The organism is Aliirhizobium wenxiniae (genome assembly GCF_014201355.1).
Classification (GTDB): Bacteria; Pseudomonadota; Alphaproteobacteria; order Rhizobiales; family Rhizobiaceae; genus Neorhizobium; species Neorhizobium wenxiniae.
Genome location: NZ_JACHEG010000002.1, coordinates 787,776 through 813,108 on the forward strand (window position 1 = coordinate 787,776; position 25,333 = coordinate 813,108).

Below are 25,333 nucleotides of genomic sequence, written 5' to 3' on the forward strand. Positions count from 1 at the left end.
TCAGCCAAATTTTTCTTCAGTCCTTCGCATGTCGAGTTTCATATCATTCATGCGCCTTCCGTGAGGCAAGGCATATTCAACTTCGTTCTCGGTAAGGTCTCCGCCCCCTTGCTCCGCCGAGAACATTGCCCCGAGCCCACCGCCATGAGCGCGGTGGAAAGCGAAGCCGCACTCGCTTTCGGGGTTGCAGGAGATCGGGACGGCGTGCGAGCTTGCCGCCATGTTGGTTCACACGCCGCCCGATTCTCCGATGCTTTTCGATATTCCCCTCACCTGTGATTTCAGCCTGGAACTTGCCGCCCGCAATGCCGGGCACTGGCCAGTTGCCGGAACCGACGAGGCAGGCCGTGGGCCGCTCGCCGGCCCGGTGGTCGCCGCAGCGGTGATCCTCGATCCCGACAATATCCCGGCCGGTCTCAACGATTCCAAGAAACTCTCGCTCAAGCAGCGCGAAGCCCTGTTTGAGGCGATCATGGCGACCGCCCATGTGTCGATCGCCTCGTCCGGCCCGCGCCTGATCGACGACATGAACATTCTGCGCGCCAGCCTCGATGCCATGCGCCGTGCTGTCGGCGGCCTACCGGTCGCTCCGGCACATGTACTGGTCGATGGCCGTGACGTGCCCAAGGGCTTTTCCTGTTCCGGTACTGCCGTCATCAAGGGCGACAGCCGTTCCGTCTCGATCGCCGCCGCCTCGATCATCGCCAAGGTGACGCGAGACCGGATGATGGACCGCGCCGGCCTCGTTTACCCGGCCTACGGCTTTGCGAAACATGCCGGCTACGGGACGAAACAGCATCGCGACGCGATCATCTCGGACGGGCCTTGTGCTTTGCACCGGATGAGCTTTCGGCCGTTGAAGACGGACGATGTGTCGGAAAGATAGAATTTTCGTCCTTCGACCGAACAATCGATGCTATTTCTGGCAGAGCATCAGCTAGGTCATTTGTTTGACGTGCACGGCATGTACGCCCCCAAGGAGATTTAAATCCTAAATGGGACATCCCGCATGATACCTGCTGTTATGTTTGATCTGGATGAGACCTTATTTGATAGATCCTCGTCCTTGCGCATCTTTATCCAGCAGCAATTTTTACGAATTGCAATTGGCAGATTTCGCAATTTTAATGAGTTAGCTGATAGGTTTCTCCAGCTGGATAACCGAGGGCGTGTTTCAAAACGTGATGTATATCGGACCATTGTTGATGAGATCGGCAGCAGCAATGAGCACTTAGCTGGCGATTTGTTCGACGATTACGAAGTGAACGCTTGGCGTTATGCTCGTCCCTTTGAAGACACGAGAGATACTCTCCTATGGCTGAGGAATGCCGGCATTAAGACCGCGATCGTCAGCAATGGCCAAACTCATATCCAGCTGAGAACATTATTGGCACTGAATCTCGATCGTCTGGTGGACACATACCTAATCTCCGAACAGGAGGGCTGCAGGAAACCCGATGCTGCAATTTTCCTTAAAGCAGCAGAGAGACTATCGGTGAAGGTGGAGGACTGCTTATTTGTCGGAGATTCCCCTGAAGCCGATATTCTAGGCGCTCGCTCCGTCGGTATGCGAACAGTTTGGTTCCCGAATGGAGCCGAGTGGCCTCACGCTTATTCATTTGAACCCAGTGCCACGATCAGTAGATTGCAGGAACTAAGGCCCATTATTGAACATTGGCATCGAGCCTAGTATTAGGGCGTTATGAATGACGACGCGGGCAGCATACAAATACCCCTCACCTCGGCATATTTCGACCAAATAACAAAAAAGCCGGGCGTTTCCACCCGGCTTTTTCAAATTCCATATATGATCGAAATCAGTTCAGGCGTGACTGGACCTTGGCGACGGCGTCCTTGAAGAGGGCGGTCTGGGTGGTCTTGTCGGTCTTCGAAGCAATCACCTTGCCGGCTGCTTCGACAGCGATGTCGATGGCGGCGGACTTGACGGCGGTGATGGCGTCGGCTTCAGCCTGCTTGATCTTCTGTTCCGAGAGCGCGTTGCGGCGAGCAACGAATTCCTCGGTTTTCTGGCGGGCTTCCTCGGTGAGAAGAGCGGCTTCGCGTTCGGCAGCGGCCAGCAGGGCTGCAGCTTCGGCTTCGGCTTCCTTGCGCTTCTTCTGGTATTCGGCCAGCAGTGCCTGGGCTTCCTCACGCAGGCGCTTTGCCTCGTTAAGTTCGGCGCGGATGTTGTCGGCGCGCTTGTCCAGCGACTTCGCCATCACGCCCGGAACCTTGATGTAGACCATCAGGCCAAGGAAGAGGACGAGACCGATAAGGGCCCAAAATGTTGCGTCCATGGATCAGGCTCCCGTCTTGGCAGCTGCGACAGCAGCCTTGATGTCGTCGCCGGTGGCCTTGCCGCCGATCAGCTGATCGACGATCGCGGTCGCGGTTTCCTCGGCAATCGTGCCCACTTCGGCAAAAGCCTTGGACTTGATTTCGCCGATGCGGGTTTCGGCTGCAGCAAGCTTGGCTGCAAGTTCCGCTTCGATCGCGGTGCGATCGGCAGCGGCCTTGGCCTTGGCGTCGTTGCGGGCAGCGTCAGCAATGCCGTTCGCCTTGGAACGGGCCTGAGCCAGTTCCTTTTCGTAGGTCTCGACAGCTGCGTCGGCTTCCGCCTTCAGGCGGCTTGCTTCTTCGAGATCGCCGGCGATACGGCCCTTGCGATCTTCGATGATGCCGCCAACGCGCGGCATGATGACCTTCTGAATGACGAGATAGAAAAGGCCAAAGGTGATGGCGAGCCAGAGCAGCTGCGACGCGAAATGCGACGAGTCGAATGGCGGGAAACCCGCAGACTCATGCTCTCCGCCGTGAGCGACGCCGGTTTCGGTATGAACCTCGCCTGCGGGCGCAGCAGGCGTTTCAGATGCGGCCGGCGCGGTCTGCGCGTATGCCGAGGTCACGAACATCATCACCTCCAGGTGAATTCCATATAAAGTGGATCACGGCTCACCGTTTCCGGCCGGCCGTGATCCTATCCTATGCCGCTAGACGATTAAGTCTTAGACAGCGAACAGGAGAAGGAGAGCTACGAGCAGCGAGAAGATGCCCAGAGCTTCCGTAACGGCGAAGCCGAAGATCAGGCGGCCGAACTGGCCATCAGCAGCCGACGGGTTACGCAGAGCGCCCGACAGGTAGTTGCCGAAAATCGTGCCGAGGCCGATGCCTGCGCCACCCATGCCGAGGCAAGCGATACCTGCGCCGATGTACTTTGCTGCTTCCGCGTCCATGATGAACTCCTTCGAATGGTTTGTTGCGGCTTTGGACTGGTGCCCTCAAGCACCAACGACTTTATTTCTCAGTGACCGTCCGGATGCAGGGCATCGTTCAGGTACATGCATGTCAGGACTGCGAAGACGTAGGCCTGAAGGAATGCAACGAGAAATTCCAGACCGGTCAGAGCGACGGTCATGATGAGGGGCAGGATGGCCGTGCCGATGCCGAGCGCACCGAGTGCACCGAGCGAGGTCACGAAGCCTGCGAAAACCTTGAGCGTGATGTGGCCGGCCAGCATGTTTGCGAACAAACGAACCGAGAGGCTGATCGGGCGGGCGATGAACGAGATGACCTCGATCAGAACGACCAGCGGCAGCAGCGCGCCGGGAACGCCAGACGGCACGAAGAGCTTGAGGAAGCGAAAACCGTGCTTGGCAAAACCGTAGACCACGACGAGACCGACGACCAGGATCGACAGGGCGAAGGTGACGATGATCTGGCTGGTGACGGTGAAGAAGTAAGGGAACATGCCGATCAGGTTCGCCGTCAGGATGAACATGAACAGCGAAAAGACCAACGGGAAGAATTTCATGCCGTGGCTGCCCGCCCCTTCTCGCAACATATTTGCGACGAATTCATAGGACATTTCGGCAACCGACTGCGCGCGGCCCGGGATCAGCGAGCGCTGCGAGGTCGAGAAATAGAGAAAGCCGGCTGCAATAGCGACTGTCGCAACCATGAACAGGGAAGCATTGGTGAAAGAGAAGTCGATGCCACCGATTTCAATCGGCACGATCGTGTTGATGTGGAACTGATGGATCGGATCGTTTGCCACCGTTTACCCTCTTTCGATGACCGCCCGCGCGGCCTGTTCACCAAGACGACCCGAGGTCGCCTCACTTCTTGTCTTTACTGCTCCGGCTTTCAAGGTGCGGCGGTTGAGCCACCATACCTACAGCGCGGAGCACACTTAGCACACCGGCACAAAAACCGAGGAGGACAAAAAGTATCATCCCCCAGGGTTTTGAGCCGATGGCCCAATCAATCAGATAGCCTATGATCCCGCCAACCGCGATCGCAGAGATGAATTCGGAGGAAATCTTCAATCCGAGCGCCATGCCCTTGCGGCTGGCTTCCGACTGTCCGTTCTTCCGATCCTCTGCCGCGTCTTCCGCCTTTCTTTCAGCCAAGGCTGCAGAAAGGCGCTTCCGGCGCTCATCAAGACCATCATCAGGGTCGTCCATCGCATCCTCCATCACCGGCTCTCCCGCACGGCAAAGCCGTGCAACGGTTAGCGAGGGATTTCGCGCCTTCCGGCCCTCTTTCAAGTGCGCGCAACATAGTTTTCACCGCCTTGCTAGTCAAGGCGCTGAACAAGCTTGCCACAAGCGTTTTAAAGCTAATGAATTCATCGCCTTATAGCATAAGTGACGCTATGGCGGATAAAACTGTTGCGGGAATCGGCGGGCACTGGGGCGCTTGTATCAGCTCCAACCACCACCATAGGTTCTATAGAAGACGTGTAAACCGATGCGTCCGACCTTTTTCATCGTCTTCGCCCAGTTCGGTCGGACATAGGTTGCGTGATAATGTGTCGCAGAGCCGACCTCCGGCATCCAGATCTTGCCCGCGGTGACGGCCATGGCCACCTCACGCGCCGTCTTCCAATGATCCTGCGAGCGTATCCGGTCCTTGATATTGTCGCAGGCGAAGGAAAACTGGCAGCGGTTTCGCCAATCCTCGTTCTGATAGACGACATCGCAGATGGTATCCGGATATGCCGGATTGCGCACCCGATTGAGGATGACCTGGGCGACCGCGGCCTGGCCGCGCACCGATTCGCCCCGCGCCTCGAAGTAGATGCCGGATGCCAGGCACTGCTGCTGTTTGGGCGAGAAGGAATCGGCCGGCAGCGGATTGGCCGCCCAGGCGTGGTCTTCCGGACCGATCGGCGGGATGAACCTTCCCGCCTCGGGCTTCTTCAGAATTGCATCGAAAGGTGACTGGCGGGAAAAATCCGGTGCGGACGAGGCATAGGCCGTGGCGAGGATATCGGCATGATCGTTAGTCACGAGGCTGGCGATCATCGGCGGAAGGCTCTTTTCCTTCACCTCGTCCTTGCGGAAATAGAATTCGGCCACTTCGACCGGTTGCTGACTGGCCTGCTCGCCCTTGGCGACCTTGACGAAGGCAGTCATCTCATCCTCGTCATCGACAGGCTTTGTCAGCGAACTCGAACGATCGAGGATGGAGCCGGCAGAGAATGCCTTCGGCGGCAGCATCGGCATGACGGCAACGATGCGGCCCTTCTTTTCAGAGCGGTTGATGCGATCTTCGTCGGGCGTCCCTTCGCCCGGCTTGTCCTTGTCGGCCAACGCCACCCTGCGCCCGTCCGGCAGCGCGACGCCGGCATCGCCGCCAAGCACATGCGAGCCACCCGGAAAGGCAAGCGAGGCCGTGTGGAGCGATCCGGCCGGCGACTGGGTAATCACCATCCTCCAGCTTTCAGACGGCCCGTTCACACCGGAAAACAGGTCAGTGAGGTCACCCTGGGAGGGAACGGAAGGAAAGGCCAGCCAGGCGGCAAAACCGAACAGAACCGGAGAGGCCAATCTGTCCCAACGCGGCAGGGACCTCTTACGCAGAACTCTTTTCGAACGCAAAACGGCAACTCCACAAGGTAACCATAGAAGCCCGCAAGAGGACGTGCGGGACAGCGACTATGCTTGAAGAGTGAATCATTAACCTTGATGAGCGGTTAACGCACAGACAGAAAGCCTTGCGCCACAGCCTCCTTCAGCACACGCGCATTTAACAAAGACGTGAATGTTGCCTCAAGGACACGCGGTAGAGGTGATCCATTCCGCTCAGATGATGACGTGCGCACCGAGTTCGACCACACGATTAGCCGGCAGATGGAAATAGTCGGATGGGTCGGTCGCAGCATTGGCCATGGCGATATAGAGCCGGTCCTGCCACATGGGCATGCCCGATTCGGCATCCGGCACCAGCTTCCTCCGGCCAAGATAAAACGAGGTCGACATGATGTCGAACTTGAAGCCGGTCTTGCGCAGATAGGCGAGCGCCTGGGAGACATTGTGCGACTGCATGAAGCCGAAGCGCAGTTCTATCACGGTGAAGCGCTCGGAGATTTTTTCGACACGATATCGCTCCTCGATCGAAACGCGCGGCTTGTTGACGGTGCGAATGGTCAGGATGACGTTCTTCTCATGCAGAACGTGATTGTGCTTGATATTGTGCAGCAGTGCCGCGGGTGCAGTTTGCGGATCGCTGGTCAGAAAGATGGCGATGCCAGGCACCGAGACCGGAGCATGATCCGACTTCTTCTCCACCATAGGCACGAAGGTGTCGAGCGGCACATCGATGCGACGCGTCTTTTCGAACAGGATCGCGGTGCCGCGTTTCCAGGTCCACATGATGATGGTGAAGAACGCGGCCATCATCGCCGGCACCCAGCCGCCATCATGGATCTTCAGGAGATTGGCTCCAAGGAAAACCAGCTCGAAGGCGAGCAATGGCGCCAAAACCATAATCGCCACCGTCTGTGGCCAGTTCCAGCGAAGGCGGACGAATTCGAAAGCCATGAGGGTCGTTACCACCATCGCGCCGGTCACCGAAATGCCATAGGCGGTAGCAAGCGCCTCCGAGCTTTCGAAACCGAGAACGAGCGCTATCACGCCGACAAGCAGCAGCGTGTTGACGCCAGGCAGGAAGATCTGCCCCGTATTGGTCTCCGAGGTGAAGAGGATCTGCATGCGCGGCAGGTAACCGAGATGGATCGCCTGGCGCACGAGCGAGAAAGCGCCGGTAATCACCGCCTGGCTGGCAATGATCGTCGCAGCTGTCGCCAGAAGGATGACCGGGATAAGCGCCCATTCGGGAAACATCAGATAGAAGGGATCGCTCATCGCTTCCGGATGCTGCAGCACCATCGCGCCCTGGCCCAGATAATTCAGCGTCAGCGCAGGGTAGACCAGAAGGAACCAGGCCAACTGGATCGGCTTGCGGCCGAAATGACCAAGATCGGCATAAAGCGCTTCCGCCCCGGTCACCGTCAGAAAGACCGCACCAAGCACGACGATGCCGGCAAAGCCCTCGCGCAGCATGAATTCCATCGCATACCAGGGATTGAAGGCCTTCAGAATATTCAGATCATCGGCGATATGCACGAGCCCTATCGCACCCATGACGATGAACCAGAGGGCGGTGATCGGCCCGAAGAAACGCGACACCAGGGCAGTGCCCTTCGACTGTATGGCGAAAAGCGCAATCAGAATAACCACGGAGATGGGAAGAACCGCGCTATCCAGCTTCGGCGTGACCAGTTTCAAGCCCTCGACCGCGGACATCACAGACAGCGCCGGCGTTATCATCGCATCGCCAAGGAAGAGGGCTGCGCCGATCAGGCCGAGCAGCATCAGCATGGCGCGCTGTCCATTGGCTGACTTGGTCAGAAGCGCCAGAAGCGAGAGCGTGCCGCCTTCACCGTCGTTGTCGGCCCTGAGCAAAAAGATCACGTATTTCAGCGTAACGATGATCGTCAGGGTCCAGATCATCAGCGAGATCAGGCCGATGATTTCCATATGAGTGAGGCCGTCGCTGGCAACGGGCTTCAGCGCCTCGCGGAATGCATAAAGCGGGCTGGTGCCGATATCACCGTAAACGACGCCGACGGAGCCGAGAGTGAGTGCAAACAGGCTGTGAGTACGCGTCTTTTCGGCAGCGTGATGTTCAGCGGGGTGACCCATAGAGTGCCTGACTTCAGTCAGCCTTTCCAGAAGACGACGGACGATGAAACGGATAACGGCATGCGCAACAGAATGGGCGGAACAGAGCGGACGAACTTCCAGACTAGGGTTACGATGTGCAGACTATTTTGGCAGGTCGGGCTTTGATCACTCTCAATTTTTGCCCGGAACCAGCCAGCGACCCCGTCGCCTGCCAGCAAGCGAGGCGACGATAAGAGCGGCAATAGCCAAAACATAGGAGGCGGGGTGCCCCGGACAGCAGAGGGAAAATGGCGCTTGAAAGCCTTCTGCGCAAGGGCCTTGCGGCGATCGGCCACAAGCCCCTCGCTGCATAAGGCGGTGACACCGCAAAAGAAGGCGCCAGAGTTGCGGCCGTCCTATTCGAAAACGATTGACGGCGCCTGGCGACGTTTGCCTTGCGAGAGCTGCGCCCAGACCTTGGCGGCGATATCCTTGTAGATGCCTGCAATCTGGCTGTCCGGTTCGGCATGCACGATCGGCGTGCCGAGATCGGAACGTTCGCGAATATCCATCGTCAAGGGCACTTCGCCGAGGAAGGGAACGCCGATGCGGTCGGCTTCCGCGCGGGCGCCGCCATGACCAAAGATGTCATAGCGCTTGCCGGTATCGGGGGCGAGGAAATAGCTCATGTTCTCGACGATGCCGAGAAGCGGGATTTCCACCTTGCGGAACATCGTCACGGCCTTGCGGGCATCGATCAATGCCAGGTCCTGCGGCGTGGACACGATCACCGCACCAGCGAGCGGCACCTGCTGGGCCATGGTCAGTTGCGCATCGCCGGTGCCGGGCGGCATGTCGACGACGAGAACATCAAGATCGCCCCAAGCGACTTCACGCAGCATCTGCAGAAGCGCCGACTGGACCATGGGGCCGCGCCAGATCATCGCCGTTTCCTCATCGACGAGGAAACCCATCGACATGGCCTTGAGACCGTAGTTTTCCATCGGCTTGATCAGCCGGCCGTCGATCTGTTCGGGCCTGCCGGAAATCTTCAGGAGCCGTGGTACGGACGGCCCGTAGATATCCGCATCGAGAATGCCGACACGCAGGCCGTTGGCCTGCAGCCCGAGCGCAAAATTGACGGCAGTGGTGGATTTGCCGACGCCGCCCTTGCCGGATGCGACCGCGACGATCGCGCCAACACCGGGAACGCCGGCCTTCACGTTGCCCGGACCACGGGATGGACCGCCGGCGGGGGCATGAGCGTGCGAATGACCATGAGCCGAGGGGGCCGCAGTCTGCTGCGGTGCTGCAGACGCCTTGCGGTCCGCCGTCAATGTGACCAGCGCACCTTTGACCCCCGGCACTGATGTGACCGCCTTTTCGGCGGCCAGCCGCAAGGGCTCCAGTTCCTGAGCCTTATCTGCAGGCACGGTGATCGAAAAATAGACCTTGTTATCGGAGATGAAGACGTCGGACACCATGCCGCGGCTCACAAGGTCGCTTTCCAGGTCCGGACTGCGAACCTTGCCGAGTGCTTCGAGCACCTGGGTTTTCGTTACATCCGGCATGTCGAGCTCCTGCTTGTCCTCAAGCGCATCCCGGCTTTTCGCCACGGCGCACATTCATTGCTGCTATATAGGAGTTGCTGCCACATACCGGCAAGACGAATAAAGCCGCTGTCTGGATGGCAGCCAATGGGCGCTCGATCCGGACAGCGGCTTTTTCTTGGTCGCGTCTCTTGGTACGCTTTTGAAGTCCCCTCTGGACCTATTTCTAAGCAAGCATGAAACGTGCCAGTCTGAAAGAGGGTATTTTAGCACTTTTTTGCAGTAATTTTCGGAGCAACCGTCGTATAAGACGGCATTTCGCACTGCAGCAAACAAGGTTCGCACATCATTTGTGCAGATTAGCGAAAGCCTATTTAATCAGTCCTATGCGCAAAGCCTTGGCCACAGCCTGGGTGCGATTGACGGTATCCAGCTTTTTGGCGGCACGATTCAAGTAATGATTAACGGTATGTTCTGACAGGCCGAGGATATCGGCGATCTCGGCGCTTGTCTTGCCCGCTGCCGTCCAGGTCAGGCAATCGATCTCGCGATCCGTCAAAAGATCGGTCGCACGAACGTCCATGTTTCGGATTTCGGCAAGCCGGTCAAAAATATGGATCGCCGCAAAAGTCATTTCCATCAACTGCTGGCGATTCGGTTCGCTCCCCAAACCGCCGATGACAACTGCCCCCCTGGCTCCAGCCGGATCGTGGACCGGAATGCAAGCGCCGCGCACGATCCCAAACCTGCCGAACACGGCTGCCATTTCCGGCGTTTCTGCATCGCGCTCAAGGTCGAAAGTGAATGGCACCGCGGAGCGGCGCAGATGACGCACGACAAAACTTGAGCGGATCATTCCTTCGCGATCGAAAAGCGAAACGAGTTCGGACGGCCAGTTATTGATGATAGCACTGCCGGACAGGCCCAAGGCGGTTGCCGGAGGAAGATTGAGAACCATGAAATTGCGGAAGCCATAAAACTCCGCCAATTTCTTGGTGAAACGGAAGACATCGAACTGAGTCTTCAAACCTGCAATCTCCTCGACATCGACGTCGAAGGTAATCAGGTCGGCGGCCGTTTCCGTTTTAGACATTTTCTAACTTCTCTGTTCCGAATGCGCAGGATTGGCGGCGCAAGCACACGAATCATTCAGGTGATTTTCGGAGATCGCTCATTGGGAGAAAAGGCAAAAGTTGCAATTTCCTTGCATTTCTTCCCGCATCGCGTGTCTTACAATATAGGAGCTTCCACTGCAGACTTAAAAGAGATGTTAATTTTTTTCGCTATCAACCGTTTTATCAATACTGACAGGTACTCGTCTTAGCAGAGTTCTCGCGCGGGCGACACGAGGCTGCAGGTTATTAGCTGGGGATGACGCATCTTGAGCGGCCGGTGTGGACAGGGACGCCGCAATATGGCGAATAGGCAGCGGCGATAACATCACCGTATCCGGGAGGGAAAAAGATGGCATCCGTTCATTCGTTCAAAGGCACGGTATTGTCTTCCAGCTTGTGCGAACTGGGCGAAGGGATCAGCTTCGAAGCCGAGACCAATACGCTGTGGTGGTGCAATATTCTCGGCAAGGCGCTGCATGCCCTTGATATGGCAACCGGTATCGAGAGCGTCCATCCGCTTCCGGTGATGGCGAGCGTCGTTGCGCGGATCGATGCTGACACACAACTGATCGGCAGCGACAAGGGGCTGTTCCTCCGTAACCGAGCAACCGGCGAACTTGCGCCGCATTGTGAACTCGAACCCGGCAATGACGGCAATCGTTCGAATGACGGGCGCGTACACCCCTCTGGCAGCCTCTGGATTGGTACGATGGGACGCACTGCTGCCGATGGTGCCGGCGCGATCTATCATGTCTCCCGAGGCGTGGTGACAAGGCTTTACGACGCAATCAGCATACCGAACTCCATCTGCTTTTCTCCCGATGCAGCGACAGCCTACTTCGTCGATACGCGCGGCAACCGGTTGATGAAAGTTGCGATCGACCCCTCAACCGGTCTTCCAGCGGGCCAGCCATCCGTCTTCGTCGACGGCAGCGCGGATGCCGGCGGTATCGATGGGTCTATCTGCGATGCCAAAGGCCATCTGTGGAATGCACGCTGGGGCGAAGCGGCGCTCGATCATTACGATGCTGCCGGAACCTTCATTCAGCGATACCAGCTGCCGGCCAAGAGGACGACCTGCCCCGCCTTTATCGGTAACGGCCGCATCGCTGTCACTTCCGCCTGGGAGGGGCTGGACGCTGCCGGCCGCGCGGCTGATGCGATGGCCGGTGCGACATTTGCAGTCGATGCCGGCGCAGAGGCCAAATACGACCCTGCCTATCGCCTCTGACGACCAAAGGCGCGTCTCAAACCAAGACGTTCTCAGCGTAAAAAACAGCATTCGGGGAACCAATGCTGTCCCTGCTTGTTTCATTATCGAGCCGCAGCCGCGACGACTTCCCGGTCGAGGCAGTGGTTTTATGTAACGATAACAAATGGAAAAGGCAGGAACACCATGAAGAAGACCTTTGGAGCACTTATTGCGGCCGCCCTCATGACGTCCACCGCCCTTGCGCCGGCATTCGCCCAGACCAACAATGCTACGCCGGCTACCCCTGCAGCACCGACGGCGCCGGCCGAGACCAATACGATGGCACCGGCAGCCGGCTCGGCAACATCCGCTGCGGCTGATGCATCCTATCTGACCCAGCAGTCGGAAACCCAGGTCAGCGCCAATGATTACATCGGCAAGCAGATCTACAACGCTGGCGACGAGAGCATCGGCAAGGTCAACGACCTGATCCTCGAAGAAAACGGCGGCATCGTCGCGGCGGTTGTCGGTGTCGGCGGCTTCCTCGGCATTGGCACAAAGGATGTCGCACTGCCGATGAGCAAGATCAGCATGACCCGCGATGCCGAGAAAAACGACGTACGCCTGACGACGACCGAAACGGCCGAAGCGCTTCAGTCCGCCCCGGAATTCAAGACGTTGGGCGACAAGCAGGCTGAGACGGACGCAACCACGACATCGTCCACGACTACGACGCCGGCCACCCCTGCCGCGCCGGCAGCCCCCGCAACTGGTGGCGATACAAACTCGTCGACGGCGACAAAGCCTTAAAGCTTAAAGCCCGGAGCGAGCCATCCGCCACGTGTGATGCGATGAGAATGACAGAGGGCGGTGCCGCGGCGCCGCCCTTTCGTCGATCTACAGGAGAGAACAGAGCCGTAATGCATCATAGACGGCCGCATGGATGTTGCGGCTCGATACGGCATCGCCGATCCTGACGAGATCGAAAGTGGCATCTTCGCTCTTGAGAGGCAGCGGCGCACGGCGGTCGATCAGGGCGCGGTAATCCACCGCTCCGAGATTTCTCGACAATGGCTTTAATGCGAGAAACAAGTCGGCATTGGCCACGGTGCCGTGTTCCACCACCACCTGACCGACCTGACGCTCAACAGTCACGGGCGAGTAATCCGAACCGAGAACCGCTGTCAGGCCATTGCCATTACGCCGCACGGATTTAAGCCGCGTGTTAATCGTGACCTTCACGTTCCTTTCCGCGAAGCTCTTTGCATAGGGCACATGGTTCATGCCGCCCATTTCCGGTGCGAAAAACCGCTCGGGAGAGACCAGTTCCAGCTCCGTGCCGCTTGATGCGATAACTTCGGCCGCACTCATGCCCGGATGGCCGCCATTGTCGTCGAAAAGAAGAACCGGAGCTTGAGGCTTTGCAGTACCCGCCAGGATATCCCAGCTCGAGGTAACGAGATCCTCACCCTCGTCCAGCTCGGGCAATTGTGCGAAACCTCCTGTGGCAACAACAACAAGCTCGGGATCGAGCGACAGGACGTCATCCGCCTCGGCGTAGATGTCGTAACGGATTTCCACACAGAGACGTTCGAGTTCCGACAGGCGCCAATCGATAATGCCGATCATTTCGCGCCGGCGGGGATTGCGGATGAGAAGATTGATCTGGCCGCCAGCCTCTCCCGTCGCTTCGAGCACTGTTACCGAATGCCCCCGTTCGGCCAGAACCCGTGCCGCCTCCAGCCCTGCCGGACCGGCGCCGACGACAACGGCGCGCCGTGCCTCATGTGCAGGAGCGATATCATGGGAAATCAGCGCCTCGCGGCCGGTCGCCGCATTGTGGATACAGAGCGCTTCGCCGCCCTCATAAATCCGGTCGAGGCAGTAGGTAGCGCCGACACAGGGGCGAATGCGCGCCTCTTCGCCCCGCATGATCTTTCTGACGATATGCGGATCGGCGATATGGGCACGGGTCATGCCGACCATATCGAGCTTGCCGTCCGCGATCGCGTGGCGGGCGGTTGCAACATCGGCGATGCGGGCCGCGTGAAAGACCGGGAATTTCGTCGCCACCCTCACCTCGCCGGCAAAATCAAGATGCGGCGACGCGCGCATGCCCTGGATCGGGATGACATTGTTGAGATCGGCATCGTGATCGATATGGCCTCTTATGACATTGAGGAAATCAACATTACCGGAGGCGACCATCCGCCTTGCGATCTCGATACCCTCCTCGCGCGACAGGCCTTTTTCCCAATCCTCGTCCGTCACCAGCCGAATGCCGACAATGAAATCCGGCCCCACCGACTTTCGGACCGCCTTCAACACCATGTCGGAAAAGCGCATGCGGTTTTCCAACGAACCGCCGAATTCATCCTCGCGCCGGTTGGTGGCGGGCGACCAGAACTGGTCGATCAGATGGCCATAGGCCTCGATCTCGATCCCATCGAGACCACCTTCCTTCATGCGCGCAGCCGCATCGGCATAGTCGGCAACGATCCGCTCGATGTCCCAGTCCTCCATTTCCTTGGGAAAGGCGCGGTGAGCGGGTTCGCGGATAGGGGACGGTGCCAGCACCGGAAGCCAGTTGCCCTTGTTCCAGTTGGTTCGCCGGCCGAGATGGGTGAGCTGAATCATCACCGCCGTGCCAAGCTCATGACAGTCGTCGGTCAGCCGCTTCAGCCATGGGACGATCTCGTCCTTGTAAGCCAGAAGGTTGCCGAAGGCGGGCGGGCTATCGACCGAAACGCTGGCCGACCCCGCCGTCATGGTCATGGCGATGCCGCCCTTGGCCTTTTCCAGATGATAAAGCCGATAGCGATCCTTAGGCATCCCGTCTTCCGAATAGGCCGGTTCATGCGCTGTCGACATGATGCGGTTTTTCAGCGTCAGATGCCTGAGCTGAAACGGCTGCAGAAGCGGATCGTTAGATGTCAGATGCTTCGATATCGACATGGGCGCGCTCTCGTTCAGCCGAGAAAGGATCATCGCCGAGGAGCGGGCTTTCCGCGACGAGCAGATGCGCCGCTTGGTGTCTGTAAAACGGCAGGAGCGGATTATGCAGTCTGCGATGGCCTTCTCTTTGTTCTTGTCAAAAAGGACCTCGGACACAGTTACTGAGAACACGCCGTAGCGGCCAACCGACGAGGAAGAAGGAGAGAAGCTATGGGAGTTGCAGCTGCCATCATTTTTTTGAGCTTGGCATCATGGTGGTTTGCCAAAGCAAACAAAACCGCAATTACCTGGCTCGGTTTCGTAATTTTTGTCTTAGGCCTCGTTCCCATTACGGCGATAACGAGCTTTCATCCGTACATGCTGTTAGCGATAGGCCAAGCGCTTGTAACTTTCCCGCTCGTGCCAATTGGCGTCGCGGTGATGGTATTCGGTCAATACCTGTATAAGTCGAAGCTTGAACAAAAAGAACCCTGAGCCACTCAACGTCAGGCAGGGACCTCAGCTTGTCATGACGCTGAAGCACTGTTTGCGGATACTTCGTGCAATATCTCAGATCCGCTCAAGCGCCATGAAGTCGTGGTAGTGATCCTGAAGGTAGCGCAGTGTCGCTGCGCCATCCACGGGCCTGCCGTAGTGATACCCCTGCCCCATGCCGCAGCCGAGCGCGCGCAGCATGTCGACATCGGCCTGTTCCTCGATACCTTCGGCAACAACGGAGAGATCCAACCCCTGGCACATGGCAATGATGGCGCGCACGATATGTTCCGACGCGCGGTCGGAGGTGATGCGTGAGATGAAGGCGCGGTCGATCTTGACCTTGTCGAAGGTGAAGTCGCGCAGCCGGCCAAGGCTGGATTGGCCGGTGCCGAAATCGTCGAGCGAAATGCGCACGCCGCTTGCCCGCAATTCCGAGATGATCCGCTGGGCGGTATCGGCCGACGTCATCACCGCGGTTTCGGTGATTTCCAGTTCCAAGCGGCGCGGATCAAGCCCGACGCGCGACAGCGTCGAGAGGATGTTGCGGGATGTGCCCGGATCCATGAGCTGGGCAGAAGACAGGTTGAAAGACAGGAAAAGCTCTCGCGGCCATGAAAGTGCAGCCTCTGCGGCCTTGCGCAGCAGCGTATCCGACAACGCGTCGATAAAGCCGCGCTCTTCGGCCAGCGGCACGAAGACGGCAGGCGAGACGAAACCGAGATCGGCATCGCGCCAACGCGCCAAAGCCTCGAAACCCACCACCACGCCGTCGCGGATGCGCACGATCGGCTGGAAATGCACGTCGACCGCATCCGTGATGATCGCGTTGCGCAGCGCCTGCTCGATCTGCGTGGCACGCTTCATTTCCTGGGCAATTTCAGTGGAATAAACGGTGATCTGGGCGCGGCCACGGCGCTTGGATCGGTAGAGGGCCGTTTCGGCGCTCTTCAGCAGGTTTTCGAATTCCTCACCTGCGAAAGGATAGATGGCAAAACCGAAGGATGCCGAAAGGCGAACATTGCGGTCGCCCAGATCATAGGGAGCAGACAGCACATCTTTCATCATCTGACCGATGCGCTCCGCCCCTACCCGCTCGAAGACAAGAGGAAGGACAAAGGCGAATTCATCGCCATCATGGCGTGTCACCGTCGCACCATCGGGCATGCAGGCCTTCAGACGATGGGCGACCTGGCAGAGGATTTCGTCACCCGCTTCCGAGCCGAACAGATCGTTGATCGGCTTGAAGCCGTCGAGATTGGCGATACAGATGGCAAAGGGAGCCGGATCGTCGGCGCGTTCGGCTGCAAGCAGGCGCACCTTGTCGCGCAACCGGTAGCGGTTGCCCAGGCCCGTCAACGGATCGCTGTAGGCCATGGCCTGCAATTCGTTCTGGCTGACGTGCGGCAATGGGTTGCCCGCTAGCTTCATAAAAAATCCTGCTCATCGAAACGAGCGAAGGATGAGGGACAAAGATTAAGAAACTCTGGTTATGTATCAGCTTATGCCAATATGGTCACGAAACGGGCCAGGCTTCAGCTGCTATCTCGTCTTCGTCCGAGAGCAAATACCTCTGGAATACGGCATCCAGTGCTTCCGGGCTGATCGGCTTCAGGATCACATCGTTCATACCGGCCTCGATGCAGGCCTCGCGGTCACGGTCGAACGCTTGCGGCAGGACAGCGATAATCGGCACCGCCTGAACTCCGTCCTCAAGTGCACGGATCGCCGCAGACGCCTCGAAACCGGTCAGTTTCGGTAGCGTTACATCCATCAGAACAAGGCGCGGCGAATGCTCGCGCCAAAGGCGGACTGCCTCTTCGCCATCAGTCGCCAGAACGTAGCTATAACCAAGCCCTTCGATGATCTGTGAAAAGACGATCTGATTGACCTCATTATCCTCGGCAACAAGGACATCGATACTCTCGTCCTTCGAAACCGGCCCGAACGACGGCTCGTCGATTGGCGGCAATACGATTTCATCAACGGGTTTGGCCAGTTCGGTGGCGATCCGAGCTGGCAGGCCAGGCCCGAAAATTCCTTCTTCGACACGCAGTGAAGTTACGCCATAGGCTTCGGCGATCTGCTTCAACTCGGCCGGCATGCGGGCATCGATAACGACGAGATCGATGCGGACATCGGCTTCGGCCGCAAGCTGAAGAAACAGGGTGAATTCGTCGGCGTCGGCTGCGGCTGAAACATCGGCGGCCTGGCGGGAAAGGACATCGATCGCCTCCGCCACCGTGTCGGCGAAACGGCTTACAACGAGTATCTTTGCGCCAGCGACGGCGGAGAGCGGGTCGACAGCCGAGCTCGAAACGGCGCTCCGGGTCATGTCGATCGGAACAAAGCCGGAGACCCATTCGCTCGATTGCTGCGACAGATCGGTACGGACGCCGGCGACAACCGACGACACATCCTGCTTGACGGTTACAAGGTAATAACGGCCGGGCTTGCCGATCCGATATTTGTGGACGATCGTCAGCGCGGTCGAACCATCCGGGCGGGTGATGTGCTCGGGAAGCTGGATCGGGTCGCCGGTTTCATAGACATGCTGGTTGATCGGCGTAAGGCGGTCTTCGAAGGCCTTGGAATTGATGTCGGAACCCTTGTGACCAAGGATCGCATCCGCGGGCAGATCGAGGAAATCGCAATTGGCCTTGTTGACCGCGACGAAGGTGGAGTTGCGGTCCTTGACGCTGATCGGGAAAGGCAGGTTGTCGAGGACTTCCTCGGTCACCTGGACCCGTTCGGTATCGAGGCGCCACTGCTCCTCGCGCTTCTTCTGTTCGGAAACATCCTTGATGACGCAGACGCCGTAGCCGGATGGAAGACGGCGCTTGACGACACTCAGCCAGCGATCGGGACCGGGGCGCTCCAGGCTTTCCGAACGCTCCTTCCACAGACCGGCAATCTGTTCGGCAACCCAATCCTCGCGATTGAGCGCACGGCGATAATTGTAGGTGTCGGCGACAAGGCGGATACCGGCATCATACATGGCAGCGAGAAGATCGCGAATACGGGTTCCCGGCACCAGCAGACGGGGCTGTACCCGTGTGATGCTCGCGATCTGCTGGCTGGCAAATACGACAAGATCGTTCCTGTCGTAAAGCAATACAGCCGCGGACAAGCCTTCGGCCAGTGCTTCCAGAATGGCAGTCTGAATGTTCGGATCCGCCGCGTCCAAATCATTCATGGATGAAACTCCGTATGCTTTCGGGATGGCTTTAGGCCACTCCCGGTCAGCCGATTCAACGTACGATCGGCAAAACTTCCTTCACGCTCGTCAATGGGAACATGCTGGCTGCAAGTCATCAACGAATGACCGGATTGTTGTGGCGGTGCCCAGCTGGCCACCACTCCGGTCATTCGCGAAGAGCAGAGATACTCTCCCGGATTCATCCAATTTCTCACATGAACCCTAGCCCGTTTACCTTAAGGCCGGATTAATGGCGTTTCCCATTGAGACGATTGCCGAGGATAATCCTGTCGCAGCACTTTCCTCCGGCCGCAGAATCCCCGAAAATAGTGGCATGTCTGTAAAGCTCCTGCCTGAAACCCTGATCAACCAGATCGCCGCCGGCGAAGTCATTGAACGGCCCGCCAGCGCGACCAAGGAATTGATCGAGAATGCGATCGACGCCGGTGCGACGCGCATCGAAATCGCCACGGCCGGCGGGGGCAAGAGCCTTGTCCGCGTCACCGACAACGGATCGGGCATGGATGCGGCGGATCTGGAACTGGCCGTGCGTCGCCATTGCACCTCGAAGATCTCGACGACACTCGACGATATCCACACGCTCGGTTTCCGCGGGGAAGCGCTGCCGTCGATCGGTTCGGTTGCGCGACTGACGATCACCAGCCGCCGCCACGGCGATCCGTCCGGCTCACAGGTTTCCGTCAATGGCGGCGCCGCGATCCCGGTCAAGCCGGCGCCGGCCAATCCCGGTACGGTAGTCGAGGTGCGCGACCTGTTCTTTGCCACCCCTGCCCGGCTGAAATTCATGAAAACCGAGCGGGCGGAGGCGGCAGCGATCACCGAAGTCGTCAAGCGCATGGCGATCGCATTCCCGCATATCCGTTTCGTGCTGTCCGGTTCCGACCGCTCGACGCTGGAATTTGCCGCCACCGGTGACGACCATCTCGCCCGTATGGCGCAGATCCTCGGCCCGGAATTCAAGGAAAATGCGATCGAGATCGATGCCGGGCGCGAGGATGTTTCGCTGTCCGGTTTCGTCGGCGTACCGACCTTTCACCGCGGCAACTCGGCGCATCAGTTTGCCTTCGTCAACGGGCGGCCGGTGCAGGACAAGCTGATCCTGTCTGCGATCCGCGGTGCCTATGCCGAACAAATGCCGGCCGGGCGTTATCCGGTCGCAGTCCTGTCGATCGACCTCGACCCCGCCTTCGTCGACGTCAATGTGCATCCGGCCAAGGCCGACGTGCGCTTCCGCGATCCGCAACTGGTGCGCGGGCTGATCGTCGGAGCCATCCGTCAAGCGCTGCATCGCGAAGGTGACCGCGCCTCGACCACCGGGGCTGCCGCCATGCTGCGTGCCTTCCAATCCGGTTCGTTCCAGCAGCCGCCCGCTCAACCGGGCTTTTCCGAGAGCTCGAGATCCGGCTTTCCGCAACGCTCTTATCCGCTTTCCGCGCCTCCTCAACAGAACTGGACTGCATCGTCATCGCCTTCCCGACCGCTCGATCAGGCGGTTGCGCCCAGCTATCAGTCACGTCCGACACAGGCCGGCTTCGATGCTTTCTCCACTCCGACAGCACGGGCCGATGTTGTCGAGGAAAGTGCGTATATCCCGGAAACCACCGCCGCCGGTTACCGGCTGGGTGCTGCCCGCGCGCAGGTTCATGAGAACTACATCGTCGCCCAGACAGAGAAGGGTCTCGTTATCGTCGACCAGCATGCCGCGCATGAACGTCTGGTCTACGAGAGCCTGCGCAAGGCGCTGGAAAATGACCGCCTTGCCTCGCAGGTGCTGCTGATCCCGGAGATCATCGACCTACCGGAAGAAGATTGCGACCGGTTGATGGTGCATGCAACGGAACTCGACAGGTTGGGGCTTGCGATCGAGCGTTTCGGTCCCGGTGCGGTTGCGGTGCGCGAGACGCCGGCCATGCTGGGAGAAGTGGATGCAAGCGCGCTGATTCGCGATCTCGCCGACGAGATCGCGGAATGGAACACGGCGAGCGGCTTGAGAAACAAGCTCGAATATATTGCCGCGACCATGGCCTGCCATGGATCGGTCCGCTCCGGTCGGCGGCTGAAGCCGGACGAAATGAACGCCCTGCTCCGCCAGATGGAAGCAACACCCGGCTCGGGAACCTGCAACCATGGGCGGCCAACCTATATCGAACTCAAGCTTTCTGATATAGAGCGGCTGTTCGGGCGCAGCTGAGACGGTGCTCTGGTAATCGTGATTGGTTCGGAGTAGAGGGGACCGATGTTTTTTCGCAGGAGACGAGTTATGAACCGGTTTGAAGGAAGCGGCTTTCGCGAGGCCAAGATCCGCTATCTCGACGGCGACTATCAGATCCTGAGCGCCGGCTCCTACGTGACCTGCGCCGCCACCGGCGCGCATATTCCGGTCGATGAACTTCGCTACTGGAGCGTTACCCGCCAGGAAGCCTATATCGACTGCGCAACCTCGCTCGAAGCCGAAAAACGCGCCGGCACGCTGCCAAACCAAAAGGTGGGCTGAACGATCAGCCTTTGGCCGCGCCCTCGCGCAGCCGTCTTTCGCGGAAACTCCTGAATGCCGCCTCGATCATGGTCGAAGGACCATTGGGATCGTCGAAGACCATGTCGATCTCGACGATCTTCGATCTCTCCAGCAGTGTGCGGGCCGGGCCGAAATGGCCGGCAAGGCGGGCGGCATCCTTGGCCGTAGTCGCCAGTATCAGGTCCTCACGCTCGGCATCGTCGAGCAGCGACTGGATCTCGTCCTCGGTGAAATAATGATGATCGGGAAAGGAACGGGTCGTCGAGATCAGCCCGCCGATGGTGCGGACGGTGCGGTAGAATTTTTCCGGATCTGCGATTCCGGCATAGGCCAGCACATTCTTGCCCGACAGGCTGGCATCGGGGCGCGGCTCGATCGTGGCGACATGGATCGCCTTGCCGGCGCGAGCTGCCTTGCGGACAAGCGCATCCGCAGCTTCGCCATTACCGACCTTGAGGATGGCAGAGAGCTGGTGCATCTGTTCCTTTATCGGAGCGCGAACCGGGCCACCCGGCACGAGATGGCCGTTACCGATGCCTCTTACGCTATCGATCACCACAAGAGCGAAATCCAGATGCAGGCGGGCACTCTGGAACCCGTCGTCCATAATGATCAGGTCGGCGCCTTCTGCGGCCAGCTTTCTTGCGCCATCGACACGTTTGCGCGAGATCACCGTCATGGCCTCTGCCGCGAGAAGCAGCGCCTCGTCACCTACTGCATCGGCCCGGTGGCGATCGCGATCGACCACCGTCGTCACATCCAGCGAGCCGCCATAACCGCGGCTGAGGAAACCGGGTGTGTGGCCCATTGCCTTGGCAGCCCTTGCGAGCGCGATCGAGGTCGGGGTCTTACCCGCGCCCCCAACGGTAAAGTTGCCCACACAGATCACAGGTATCGGGGCAGAAGCGCGCTTGGCCGTGCGCATCCGTTTACCCGCAACCGCGCCATAGATGGCCGAAAAAGGTGTCAGCGCATAAGCACGCCAATCGGCCTTTTCCCACCAGAAGGGCGGTGCTTCGGAAACCATCGCGGCTAGGCTCTCGACAAGCCGGGGCGAGCTGCCGCCAGTTCGCGCAGCAGGTCTCCGATAAGGGTAATGTCTTCCAGGCAATGATCAGCCAGCGGCCGTAAGGTCTGCAATGTTCCCGTGCCGGTCAGAACCCCGAAATTCAGTCCGGCGCCTGCAGCACGTCCCATATGCATATCATGGCTGTTGTCGCCAACCATCGCGACCTCTGCCGGTTGAAGACCGACGGCCTTGCAGAAAGCCACCATCATGCCCGGCGCGGGCTTGGTGCCAAACCCGCTGTCGTAGCCGGCGATGAAATCCACATAGTCGGCAATGCCGGAGCTTTCGGCCATCCGGCGGATGGCCTTCTCGTTGTCGCTGGAGGCAATGCCGAGCTTTAAACCGCGTGCCTTCAAATCCGAAAACACGGAAGGGAGATCGGCGACCGGCACGGAAAATTCGGCAGCGCGGAGGAACAGCGCATCGAGTTCACGCGTCAGGTCGGCCACATTAAGCGGCGATCCGGCTGCGACGAAACCTTCGGCGATCTCGGCGGAATTACCGGCGGCAAGCAGGCTGTCGGCTTTCGTTTTACCCGTCTCCGGGTCCATGCCACCGGCGGCCAGCAGAACGGGTTCAAGCGCTGCGTTTCCGGCTGCAGCGATGCGTGCGGCCTCCCTGTTTACCGGCCCCCAGCTTTCATCGTAACGGATAAGCGTGCCGTCCTTGTCAAACAGGATACCCGCGATCGCGGGGGGCGGGCTCACCGGCCGTTACCGGCAGCGGCGACCTTCGGCTGCAGGCGTGCCGTCACGGTCAAGGGATTGAGATAGGGTTCGAGTGCCTTGACGGTCTTGGCGAGCGCACCGCGCAGGTCTTCCATCGCATCAGCTCCGGCTTCCACCATCCTGGCCCGGGCGGGATCGGTAATCAGCAGGTAATGCACGGCCTTGGCCAGCATCTCGACATCCTTGACTACCCGCGCCCCACCCTTGCGGACGAGATGCTGATAGGCATCACGGAAATTCTGGATGTTCGGGCCGGTCAGCACGGCGCAACCGATCATTGCCGGCTCCAGGGGGTTCTGGCCGCCTTCATTGGTCAGCGAGCGGCCCACAAAGGCGATTTCGGTCAGGCGCAGGTAAAGCCCCATTTCGCCGATGGAATCACCGAGGAAAATATCGGTCTCAGGCGTCAGTTCATCATTGCGCGAACGACGGGCGACAACGAGGCCCTCTTCCTTGAGCATGGTTTCGATCGCATCAGCCCGGTCGGGATGGCGCGGAACGATGATGGTCAATTGGCCATTCTTCGGCTTCAGCGCCCGGTGAACGGTGGCAGCAGCCATTTCTTCGCCATCGAAGGTGGAGATCGCCGCCCAGGTCTTGCGGTCGCCGATCTCTGCCTTGTATTTCGCCAGCAGCAACTCGTCGCATGGCGGCGGGTCTGTATCGCTCTTCAGGTTGCCGGAGACGATGACCGGCCATGCGCCGAGGTCACGGAAGCGTTCTGCATCCAGATCGGACTGGGCGACGACGAGCGCCATCTTGTCGAACAGCGCCTCAGCCACCTTGGCGTGGTTGCTCCAGCGCGCGAAGGAGCGATCCGAAATGCGGGCATTGACCCGGATCTGCGGGATGCGGCGACGCGCGAGTTCAGCGACGGTTGTCGGCCAGATTTCAGATTCTGCCGTAATGCAGGCATCCGGCCGCCAATAGGCGATGAAACGCTTGATCGGGAATTTAAGGTCGATCGGCACATATTGATGGATGACCTCGTCGCCCAGCCGAGCGGCGACAAGGGCAGCGGAAGTGACAGTGCCGGTGGTCAGCACGACATGGATTTCGCGACGGCGCAGTTCACGGATCAACGGCAGGATGGAAAGAGTTTCTCCGACGCTTGCCGAATGAACCCAGACCAGCGGTCCACGAGGACGCGGCTGGCTCGCATAACCCAGTCTCTCAAGTCGTCTTGAGCGGTCTTCCTTGCCCTTCATCGCCCGGCAGGCGAGATAGGGGCCGGCCAAAGGATAAAGCGCCACGCCCGCAAGGCGATAGCCGGCAAGAGCCATGCGAGCCACAGCGCCGCTCATAGCCCTCGCTCCATATCCCTGCCTAGCGCCATCAATACCTCACCCCTGGAGCAATATCCTATTGCAGCCTGTCTGTTTCACAAATGCGTCAAAAAAGCGAGTTTCAGGCTGCGACAGCCTAGACCTGAATATCTATCATATTTTTCGCGCCTTGTGTCAGGCCTACTTGGTTTCGGGATCCAGAAGGCGGTGCATGTGGACGATGAAGTAGCGCATCTCGGCATTGTCGACCGTCGACTGCGCCTTTGAGCGCCAGGCGGTCAGCGCCGTTGCGTAGTCGGGATAGATGCCGACGATGTCGAGAGCCGAGAGATCCTTGAACTGAACGCCGTCAAGGCTCGAAAGTTCACCGCCGAATACCAGGTGCAGGAGCTGCTTCTTTTCGCTCGATTGCGTCATTTCCAAATCCGTCCATTTCTTGACTAGAAGCCCTTCCTCTGCGGCATTCCGTCACAAAGGTCAACCCGCTGCACCGGTCACAAGATGGGGTAGAAGCACATGGCGCGCATGGCGGGTTCCAGCCACCAGAACACCGTGACGGACGGTTTCGCGATTATAGATCAGGGGCTGGTCATCAAGCCCGGTCAGTGCCCCGCCTGCACGCTCCAGTATCAGGTCGGCAGCGGCCAGATCCCAGTCATGGCTATCCCTCTTCACGATCGTCCCATCGATGCGTGCATCGGCCACCATGGCCAGCCGATAAGCGAGCGAGGGAACGTGGCTGACGCGGTGGATTGCAAGCTCGGGCTGCAGCTTTTTGACGATCTTCTCGTCCGCGGCCAGTACAAGTTCCTTAACCTCCATCTCGGATCGGACAGAGATCGGTGCGCCGTTCCTCAAAGCCGGACCTTCTGCCGCGGCCTGATATTCCTGCTGCAGCGCCGGCGCGACGAGAACCCCTGCCACCGGACGGCCCTTGTGGACGACCGCGACGGATACACACCAGATCGGTTCTCCGGCGATGAAGGCGCGGGTGCCGTCGATCGGATCGACCACGAACAGCGTCTCACAGGCCAGCCGGGCGCTGTCGTCGTCCGTCTCTTCCGAGAGCCAGCCATAGTTCGGGCGCGCCTTCAAAAGAAGCGACTGGAGACGGTCATTGGCGGCGAAATCGGCAGCGCTGACCGGCGAGCGGCCCTCATTCTTCCACCAGACTTCCGGCGACTGCCGGAAATAGCCATTGGCGATCTCACCTGCCTGCCGGGCGGCATCCAGGATGAGATCGAGATCGGCGCTCCAGTTTTTGTCAGAGGAAACCATGG

At 59.1% G+C, this 25,333-nt stretch carries 24 protein-coding genes; 7 read left to right on the forward strand and 17 right to left on the reverse strand.

Going from position 1 to position 25,333, the window contains the following annotated elements:
• The first annotated feature begins 220 nt into the window (after nt 1–220).
• Both HNQ72_RS11825 and HNQ72_RS11830 read left to right on the forward strand, forming a co-directional pair.
• The gene (locus HNQ72_RS11825) at nt 221–886 is read left to right on the forward strand and encodes a ribonuclease HII (RefSeq protein WP_183992440.1); all 666 of its coding nucleotides are present in this window, start codon (nt 221–223) and stop codon (nt 884–886) included.
• 123 nt (nt 887–1,009) lie between these two features.
• Nucleotides 1,010–1,690 carry an HAD family hydrolase gene (locus HNQ72_RS11830; protein WP_183992441.1) on the forward strand — a complete coding sequence of 227 codons (681 nt, stop codon included), beginning with the start codon at nt 1,010–1,012 and terminating at the stop codon, nt 1,688–1,690.
• 127 nt (nt 1,691–1,817) lie between these two features.
• On the opposite strand, the gene HNQ72_RS11835 is transcribed toward HNQ72_RS11830, so the two are convergent.
• The 9 genes from HNQ72_RS11835 to HNQ72_RS11875 all read right to left on the reverse strand — a co-directional run bounded on the left by HNQ72_RS11835 (nt 1,818) and on the right by HNQ72_RS11875 (nt 10,592).
• A complete protein-coding gene (locus HNQ72_RS11835; protein ID WP_183992442.1) occupies nt 1,818–2,297 on the reverse strand; it encodes a F0F1 ATP synthase subunit B in 480 nt (159 codons plus the stop codon).
• A 3-nt stretch (nt 2,298–2,300) separates the two neighbouring features.
• The gene (locus HNQ72_RS11840) at nt 2,301–2,912 is read right to left on the reverse strand and encodes a F0F1 ATP synthase subunit B (protein WP_183992443.1); all 612 of its coding nucleotides are present in this window, start codon (nt 2,910–2,912) and stop codon (nt 2,301–2,303) included.
• 93 nt (nt 2,913–3,005) lie between these two features.
• Nucleotides 3,006–3,233, reverse strand: coding sequence for a F0F1 ATP synthase subunit C (locus HNQ72_RS11845; RefSeq protein WP_112455014.1), 228 nt, complete (start codon nt 3,231–3,233; stop codon nt 3,006–3,008).
• Nucleotides 3,234–3,301: 68 nt separating this feature from the next.
• Entirely contained in the window at nt 3,302–4,054 is a 753-nt protein-coding gene (locus HNQ72_RS11850) for a F0F1 ATP synthase subunit A (protein WP_183992444.1), read from the reverse strand.
• A gap of 61 nt (nt 4,055–4,115) precedes the next feature.
• A complete protein-coding gene (locus HNQ72_RS11855) occupies nt 4,116–4,475 on the reverse strand; it encodes an AtpZ/AtpI family protein (RefSeq protein ID WP_244654385.1) in 360 nt (119 codons plus the stop codon).
• 228 nt (nt 4,476–4,703) lie between these two features.
• Nucleotides 4,704–5,882: a cell wall hydrolase gene (locus HNQ72_RS11860; RefSeq protein ID WP_183992445.1), complete on the reverse strand. Its 1,179-nt coding sequence runs from the start codon at nt 5,880–5,882 to the stop codon at nt 4,704–4,706.
• A 204-nt stretch (nt 5,883–6,086) separates the two neighbouring features.
• On the reverse strand, nt 6,087–7,988 hold the full coding sequence (locus tag HNQ72_RS11865; RefSeq protein ID WP_183992446.1) for a potassium transporter Kup: 1,902 nt from the start codon (nt 7,986–7,988) through the stop codon (nt 6,087–6,089).
• Nucleotides 7,989–8,365: 377 nt separating this feature from the next.
• A complete protein-coding gene (locus tag HNQ72_RS11870) occupies nt 8,366–9,520 on the reverse strand; it encodes an Mrp/NBP35 family ATP-binding protein (RefSeq protein WP_183993109.1) in 1,155 nt (384 codons plus the stop codon).
• A 349-nt stretch (nt 9,521–9,869) separates the two neighbouring features.
• On the reverse strand, nt 9,870–10,592 hold the full coding sequence (locus HNQ72_RS11875; RefSeq protein WP_183992447.1) for a LuxR family transcriptional regulator: 723 nt from the start codon (nt 10,590–10,592) through the stop codon (nt 9,870–9,872).
• Between the two features lie 371 nt (nt 10,593–10,963).
• On the opposite strand from HNQ72_RS11875, the gene HNQ72_RS11880 reads away from it, so the two are divergent.
• Both HNQ72_RS11880 and HNQ72_RS11885 read left to right on the forward strand, forming a co-directional pair.
• Nucleotides 10,964–11,845 carry an SMP-30/gluconolactonase/LRE family protein gene (locus HNQ72_RS11880; protein ID WP_183992448.1) on the forward strand — a complete coding sequence of 294 codons (882 nt, stop codon included), beginning with the start codon at nt 10,964–10,966 and terminating at the stop codon, nt 11,843–11,845.
• Between the two features lie 165 nt (nt 11,846–12,010).
• A complete protein-coding gene (locus HNQ72_RS11885) occupies nt 12,011–12,616 on the forward strand; it encodes a PRC-barrel domain-containing protein (protein WP_183992449.1) in 606 nt (201 codons plus the stop codon).
• A gap of 87 nt (nt 12,617–12,703) precedes the next feature.
• Here HNQ72_RS11885 and HNQ72_RS11890 read toward each other — a convergent pair whose 3' ends face one another.
• Nucleotides 12,704–14,743: an oxidoreductase gene (locus HNQ72_RS11890; protein ID WP_280518272.1), complete on the reverse strand. Its 2,040-nt coding sequence runs from the start codon at nt 14,741–14,743 to the stop codon at nt 12,704–12,706.
• A 228-nt stretch (nt 14,744–14,971) separates the two neighbouring features.
• On the opposite strand from HNQ72_RS11890, the gene HNQ72_RS11895 reads away from it, so the two are divergent.
• Nucleotides 14,972–15,235 carry a hypothetical protein gene (locus HNQ72_RS11895; protein WP_183992451.1) on the forward strand — a complete coding sequence of 88 codons (264 nt, stop codon included), beginning with the start codon at nt 14,972–14,974 and terminating at the stop codon, nt 15,233–15,235.
• A gap of 75 nt (nt 15,236–15,310) precedes the next feature.
• Here the strand turns inward: HNQ72_RS11895 and HNQ72_RS11900 are convergent, their stop codons facing one another.
• Nucleotides 15,311–16,666 (reverse strand): putative bifunctional diguanylate cyclase/phosphodiesterase, encoded by a 1,356-nt coding sequence (locus HNQ72_RS11900; protein ID WP_183992452.1) that lies wholly within the window; start codon nt 16,664–16,666, stop codon nt 15,311–15,313.
• A gap of 85 nt (nt 16,667–16,751) precedes the next feature.
• Entirely contained in the window at nt 16,752–18,431 is a 1,680-nt protein-coding gene (locus HNQ72_RS11905) for a response regulator (protein WP_183992453.1), read from the reverse strand.
• Nucleotides 18,432–18,768: 337 nt separating this feature from the next.
• On the opposite strand from HNQ72_RS11905, the gene mutL reads away from it, so the two are divergent.
• Nucleotides 18,769–20,646 carry a DNA mismatch repair endonuclease MutL gene (mutL, locus tag HNQ72_RS11910; RefSeq protein WP_183993110.1) on the forward strand — a complete coding sequence of 626 codons (1,878 nt, stop codon included), beginning with the start codon at nt 18,769–18,771 and terminating at the stop codon, nt 20,644–20,646.
• A gap of 69 nt (nt 20,647–20,715) precedes the next feature.
• Nucleotides 20,716–20,949, forward strand: a complete 234-nt coding sequence (locus HNQ72_RS11915) for a DUF2093 domain-containing protein (RefSeq protein WP_183992454.1) — start codon at nt 20,716–20,718, stop codon at nt 20,947–20,949.
• Between the two features lie 4 nt (nt 20,950–20,953).
• On the opposite strand, the gene lpxK is transcribed toward HNQ72_RS11915, so the two are convergent.
• The 5 genes from lpxK to HNQ72_RS11940 form a co-directional block, all read right to left on the reverse strand.
• Nucleotides 20,954–21,997: a tetraacyldisaccharide 4'-kinase gene (gene lpxK / locus HNQ72_RS11920; RefSeq protein WP_183992455.1), complete on the reverse strand. Its 1,044-nt coding sequence runs from the start codon at nt 21,995–21,997 to the stop codon at nt 20,954–20,956.
• A gap of 5 nt (nt 21,998–22,002) precedes the next feature.
• Nucleotides 22,003–22,746, reverse strand: coding sequence for an HAD family hydrolase (locus HNQ72_RS11925; protein WP_183992456.1), 744 nt, complete (start codon nt 22,744–22,746; stop codon nt 22,003–22,005).
• Nucleotides 22,743–24,071, reverse strand: coding sequence for a lipid IV(A) 3-deoxy-D-manno-octulosonic acid transferase (waaA, locus tag HNQ72_RS11930; RefSeq protein WP_183992457.1), 1,329 nt, complete (start codon nt 24,069–24,071; stop codon nt 22,743–22,745). Before waaA ends, HNQ72_RS11925 begins: the two co-directional genes overlap by 4 nt.
• 162 nt (nt 24,072–24,233) lie before the next feature.
• The gene (locus HNQ72_RS11935; RefSeq protein WP_183992458.1) at nt 24,234–24,470 is read right to left on the reverse strand and encodes a DUF4170 domain-containing protein; all 237 of its coding nucleotides are present in this window, start codon (nt 24,468–24,470) and stop codon (nt 24,234–24,236) included.
• 60 nt (nt 24,471–24,530) lie between these two features.
• Nucleotides 24,531–25,331 carry a 3'(2'),5'-bisphosphate nucleotidase CysQ gene (locus HNQ72_RS11940; protein WP_183992459.1) on the reverse strand — a complete coding sequence of 267 codons (801 nt, stop codon included), beginning with the start codon at nt 25,329–25,331 and terminating at the stop codon, nt 24,531–24,533.
• Nucleotides 25,332–25,333: the final 2 nt, after the last annotated feature.

Coding starts and splice junctions, on each gene's coding strand:
- HNQ72_RS11840 (WP_183992443.1), bottom strand. CDS start 2,912: ATGTTCGTGACCTCGGCATACGCGCAGACCGCGCCGGCCGCATCTGAA.
- HNQ72_RS11940 (WP_183992459.1), bottom strand. CDS start 25,331: ATGGTTTCCTCTGACAAAAACTGGAGCGCCGATCTCGATCTCATCCTG.
- HNQ72_RS11875 (WP_183992447.1), bottom strand. CDS start 10,592: ATGTCTAAAACGGAAACGGCCGCCGACCTGATTACCTTCGACGTCGAT.
- HNQ72_RS11915 (WP_183992454.1), top strand. CDS start 20,716: ATGAACCGGTTTGAAGGAAGCGGCTTTCGCGAGGCCAAGATCCGCTAT.
- HNQ72_RS11880 (WP_183992448.1), top strand. CDS start 10,964: ATGGCATCCGTTCATTCGTTCAAAGGCACGGTATTGTCTTCCAGCTTG.
- lpxK (WP_183992455.1), bottom strand. CDS start 21,997: ATGGTTTCCGAAGCACCGCCCTTCTGGTGGGAAAAGGCCGATTGGCGT.
- HNQ72_RS11855 (WP_244654385.1), bottom strand. CDS start 4,475: ATGGAGGATGCGATGGACGACCCTGATGATGGTCTTGATGAGCGCCGG.
- HNQ72_RS11835 (WP_183992442.1), bottom strand. CDS start 2,297: ATGGACGCAACATTTTGGGCCCTTATCGGTCTCGTCCTCTTCCTTGGC.
- mutL (WP_183993110.1), top strand. CDS start 18,769: ATGTCTGTAAAGCTCCTGCCTGAAACCCTGATCAACCAGATCGCCGCC.
- HNQ72_RS11870 (WP_183993109.1), bottom strand. CDS start 9,520: ATGCCGGATGTAACGAAAACCCAGGTGCTCGAAGCACTCGGCAAGGTT.
- HNQ72_RS11830 (WP_183992441.1), top strand. CDS start 1,010: ATGATACCTGCTGTTATGTTTGATCTGGATGAGACCTTATTTGATAGA.
- HNQ72_RS11895 (WP_183992451.1), top strand. CDS start 14,972: ATGGGAGTTGCAGCTGCCATCATTTTTTTGAGCTTGGCATCATGGTGG.
- waaA (WP_183992457.1), bottom strand. CDS start 24,071: ATGAGCGGCGCTGTGGCTCGCATGGCTCTTGCCGGCTATCGCCTTGCG.
- HNQ72_RS11865 (WP_183992446.1), bottom strand. CDS start 7,988: ATGGGTCACCCCGCTGAACATCACGCTGCCGAAAAGACGCGTACTCAC.
- HNQ72_RS11935 (WP_183992458.1), bottom strand. CDS start 24,470: ATGACGCAATCGAGCGAAAAGAAGCAGCTCCTGCACCTGGTATTCGGC.
- HNQ72_RS11900 (WP_183992452.1), bottom strand. CDS start 16,666: ATGAAGCTAGCGGGCAACCCATTGCCGCACGTCAGCCAGAACGAATTG.
- HNQ72_RS11885 (WP_183992449.1), top strand. CDS start 12,011: ATGAAGAAGACCTTTGGAGCACTTATTGCGGCCGCCCTCATGACGTCC.
- HNQ72_RS11845 (WP_112455014.1), bottom strand. CDS start 3,233: ATGGACGCGGAAGCAGCAAAGTACATCGGCGCAGGTATCGCTTGCCTC.
- HNQ72_RS11905 (WP_183992453.1), bottom strand. CDS start 18,431: ATGAATGATTTGGACGCGGCGGATCCGAACATTCAGACTGCCATTCTG.
- HNQ72_RS11825 (WP_183992440.1), top strand. CDS start 221: ATGTTGGTTCACACGCCGCCCGATTCTCCGATGCTTTTCGATATTCCC.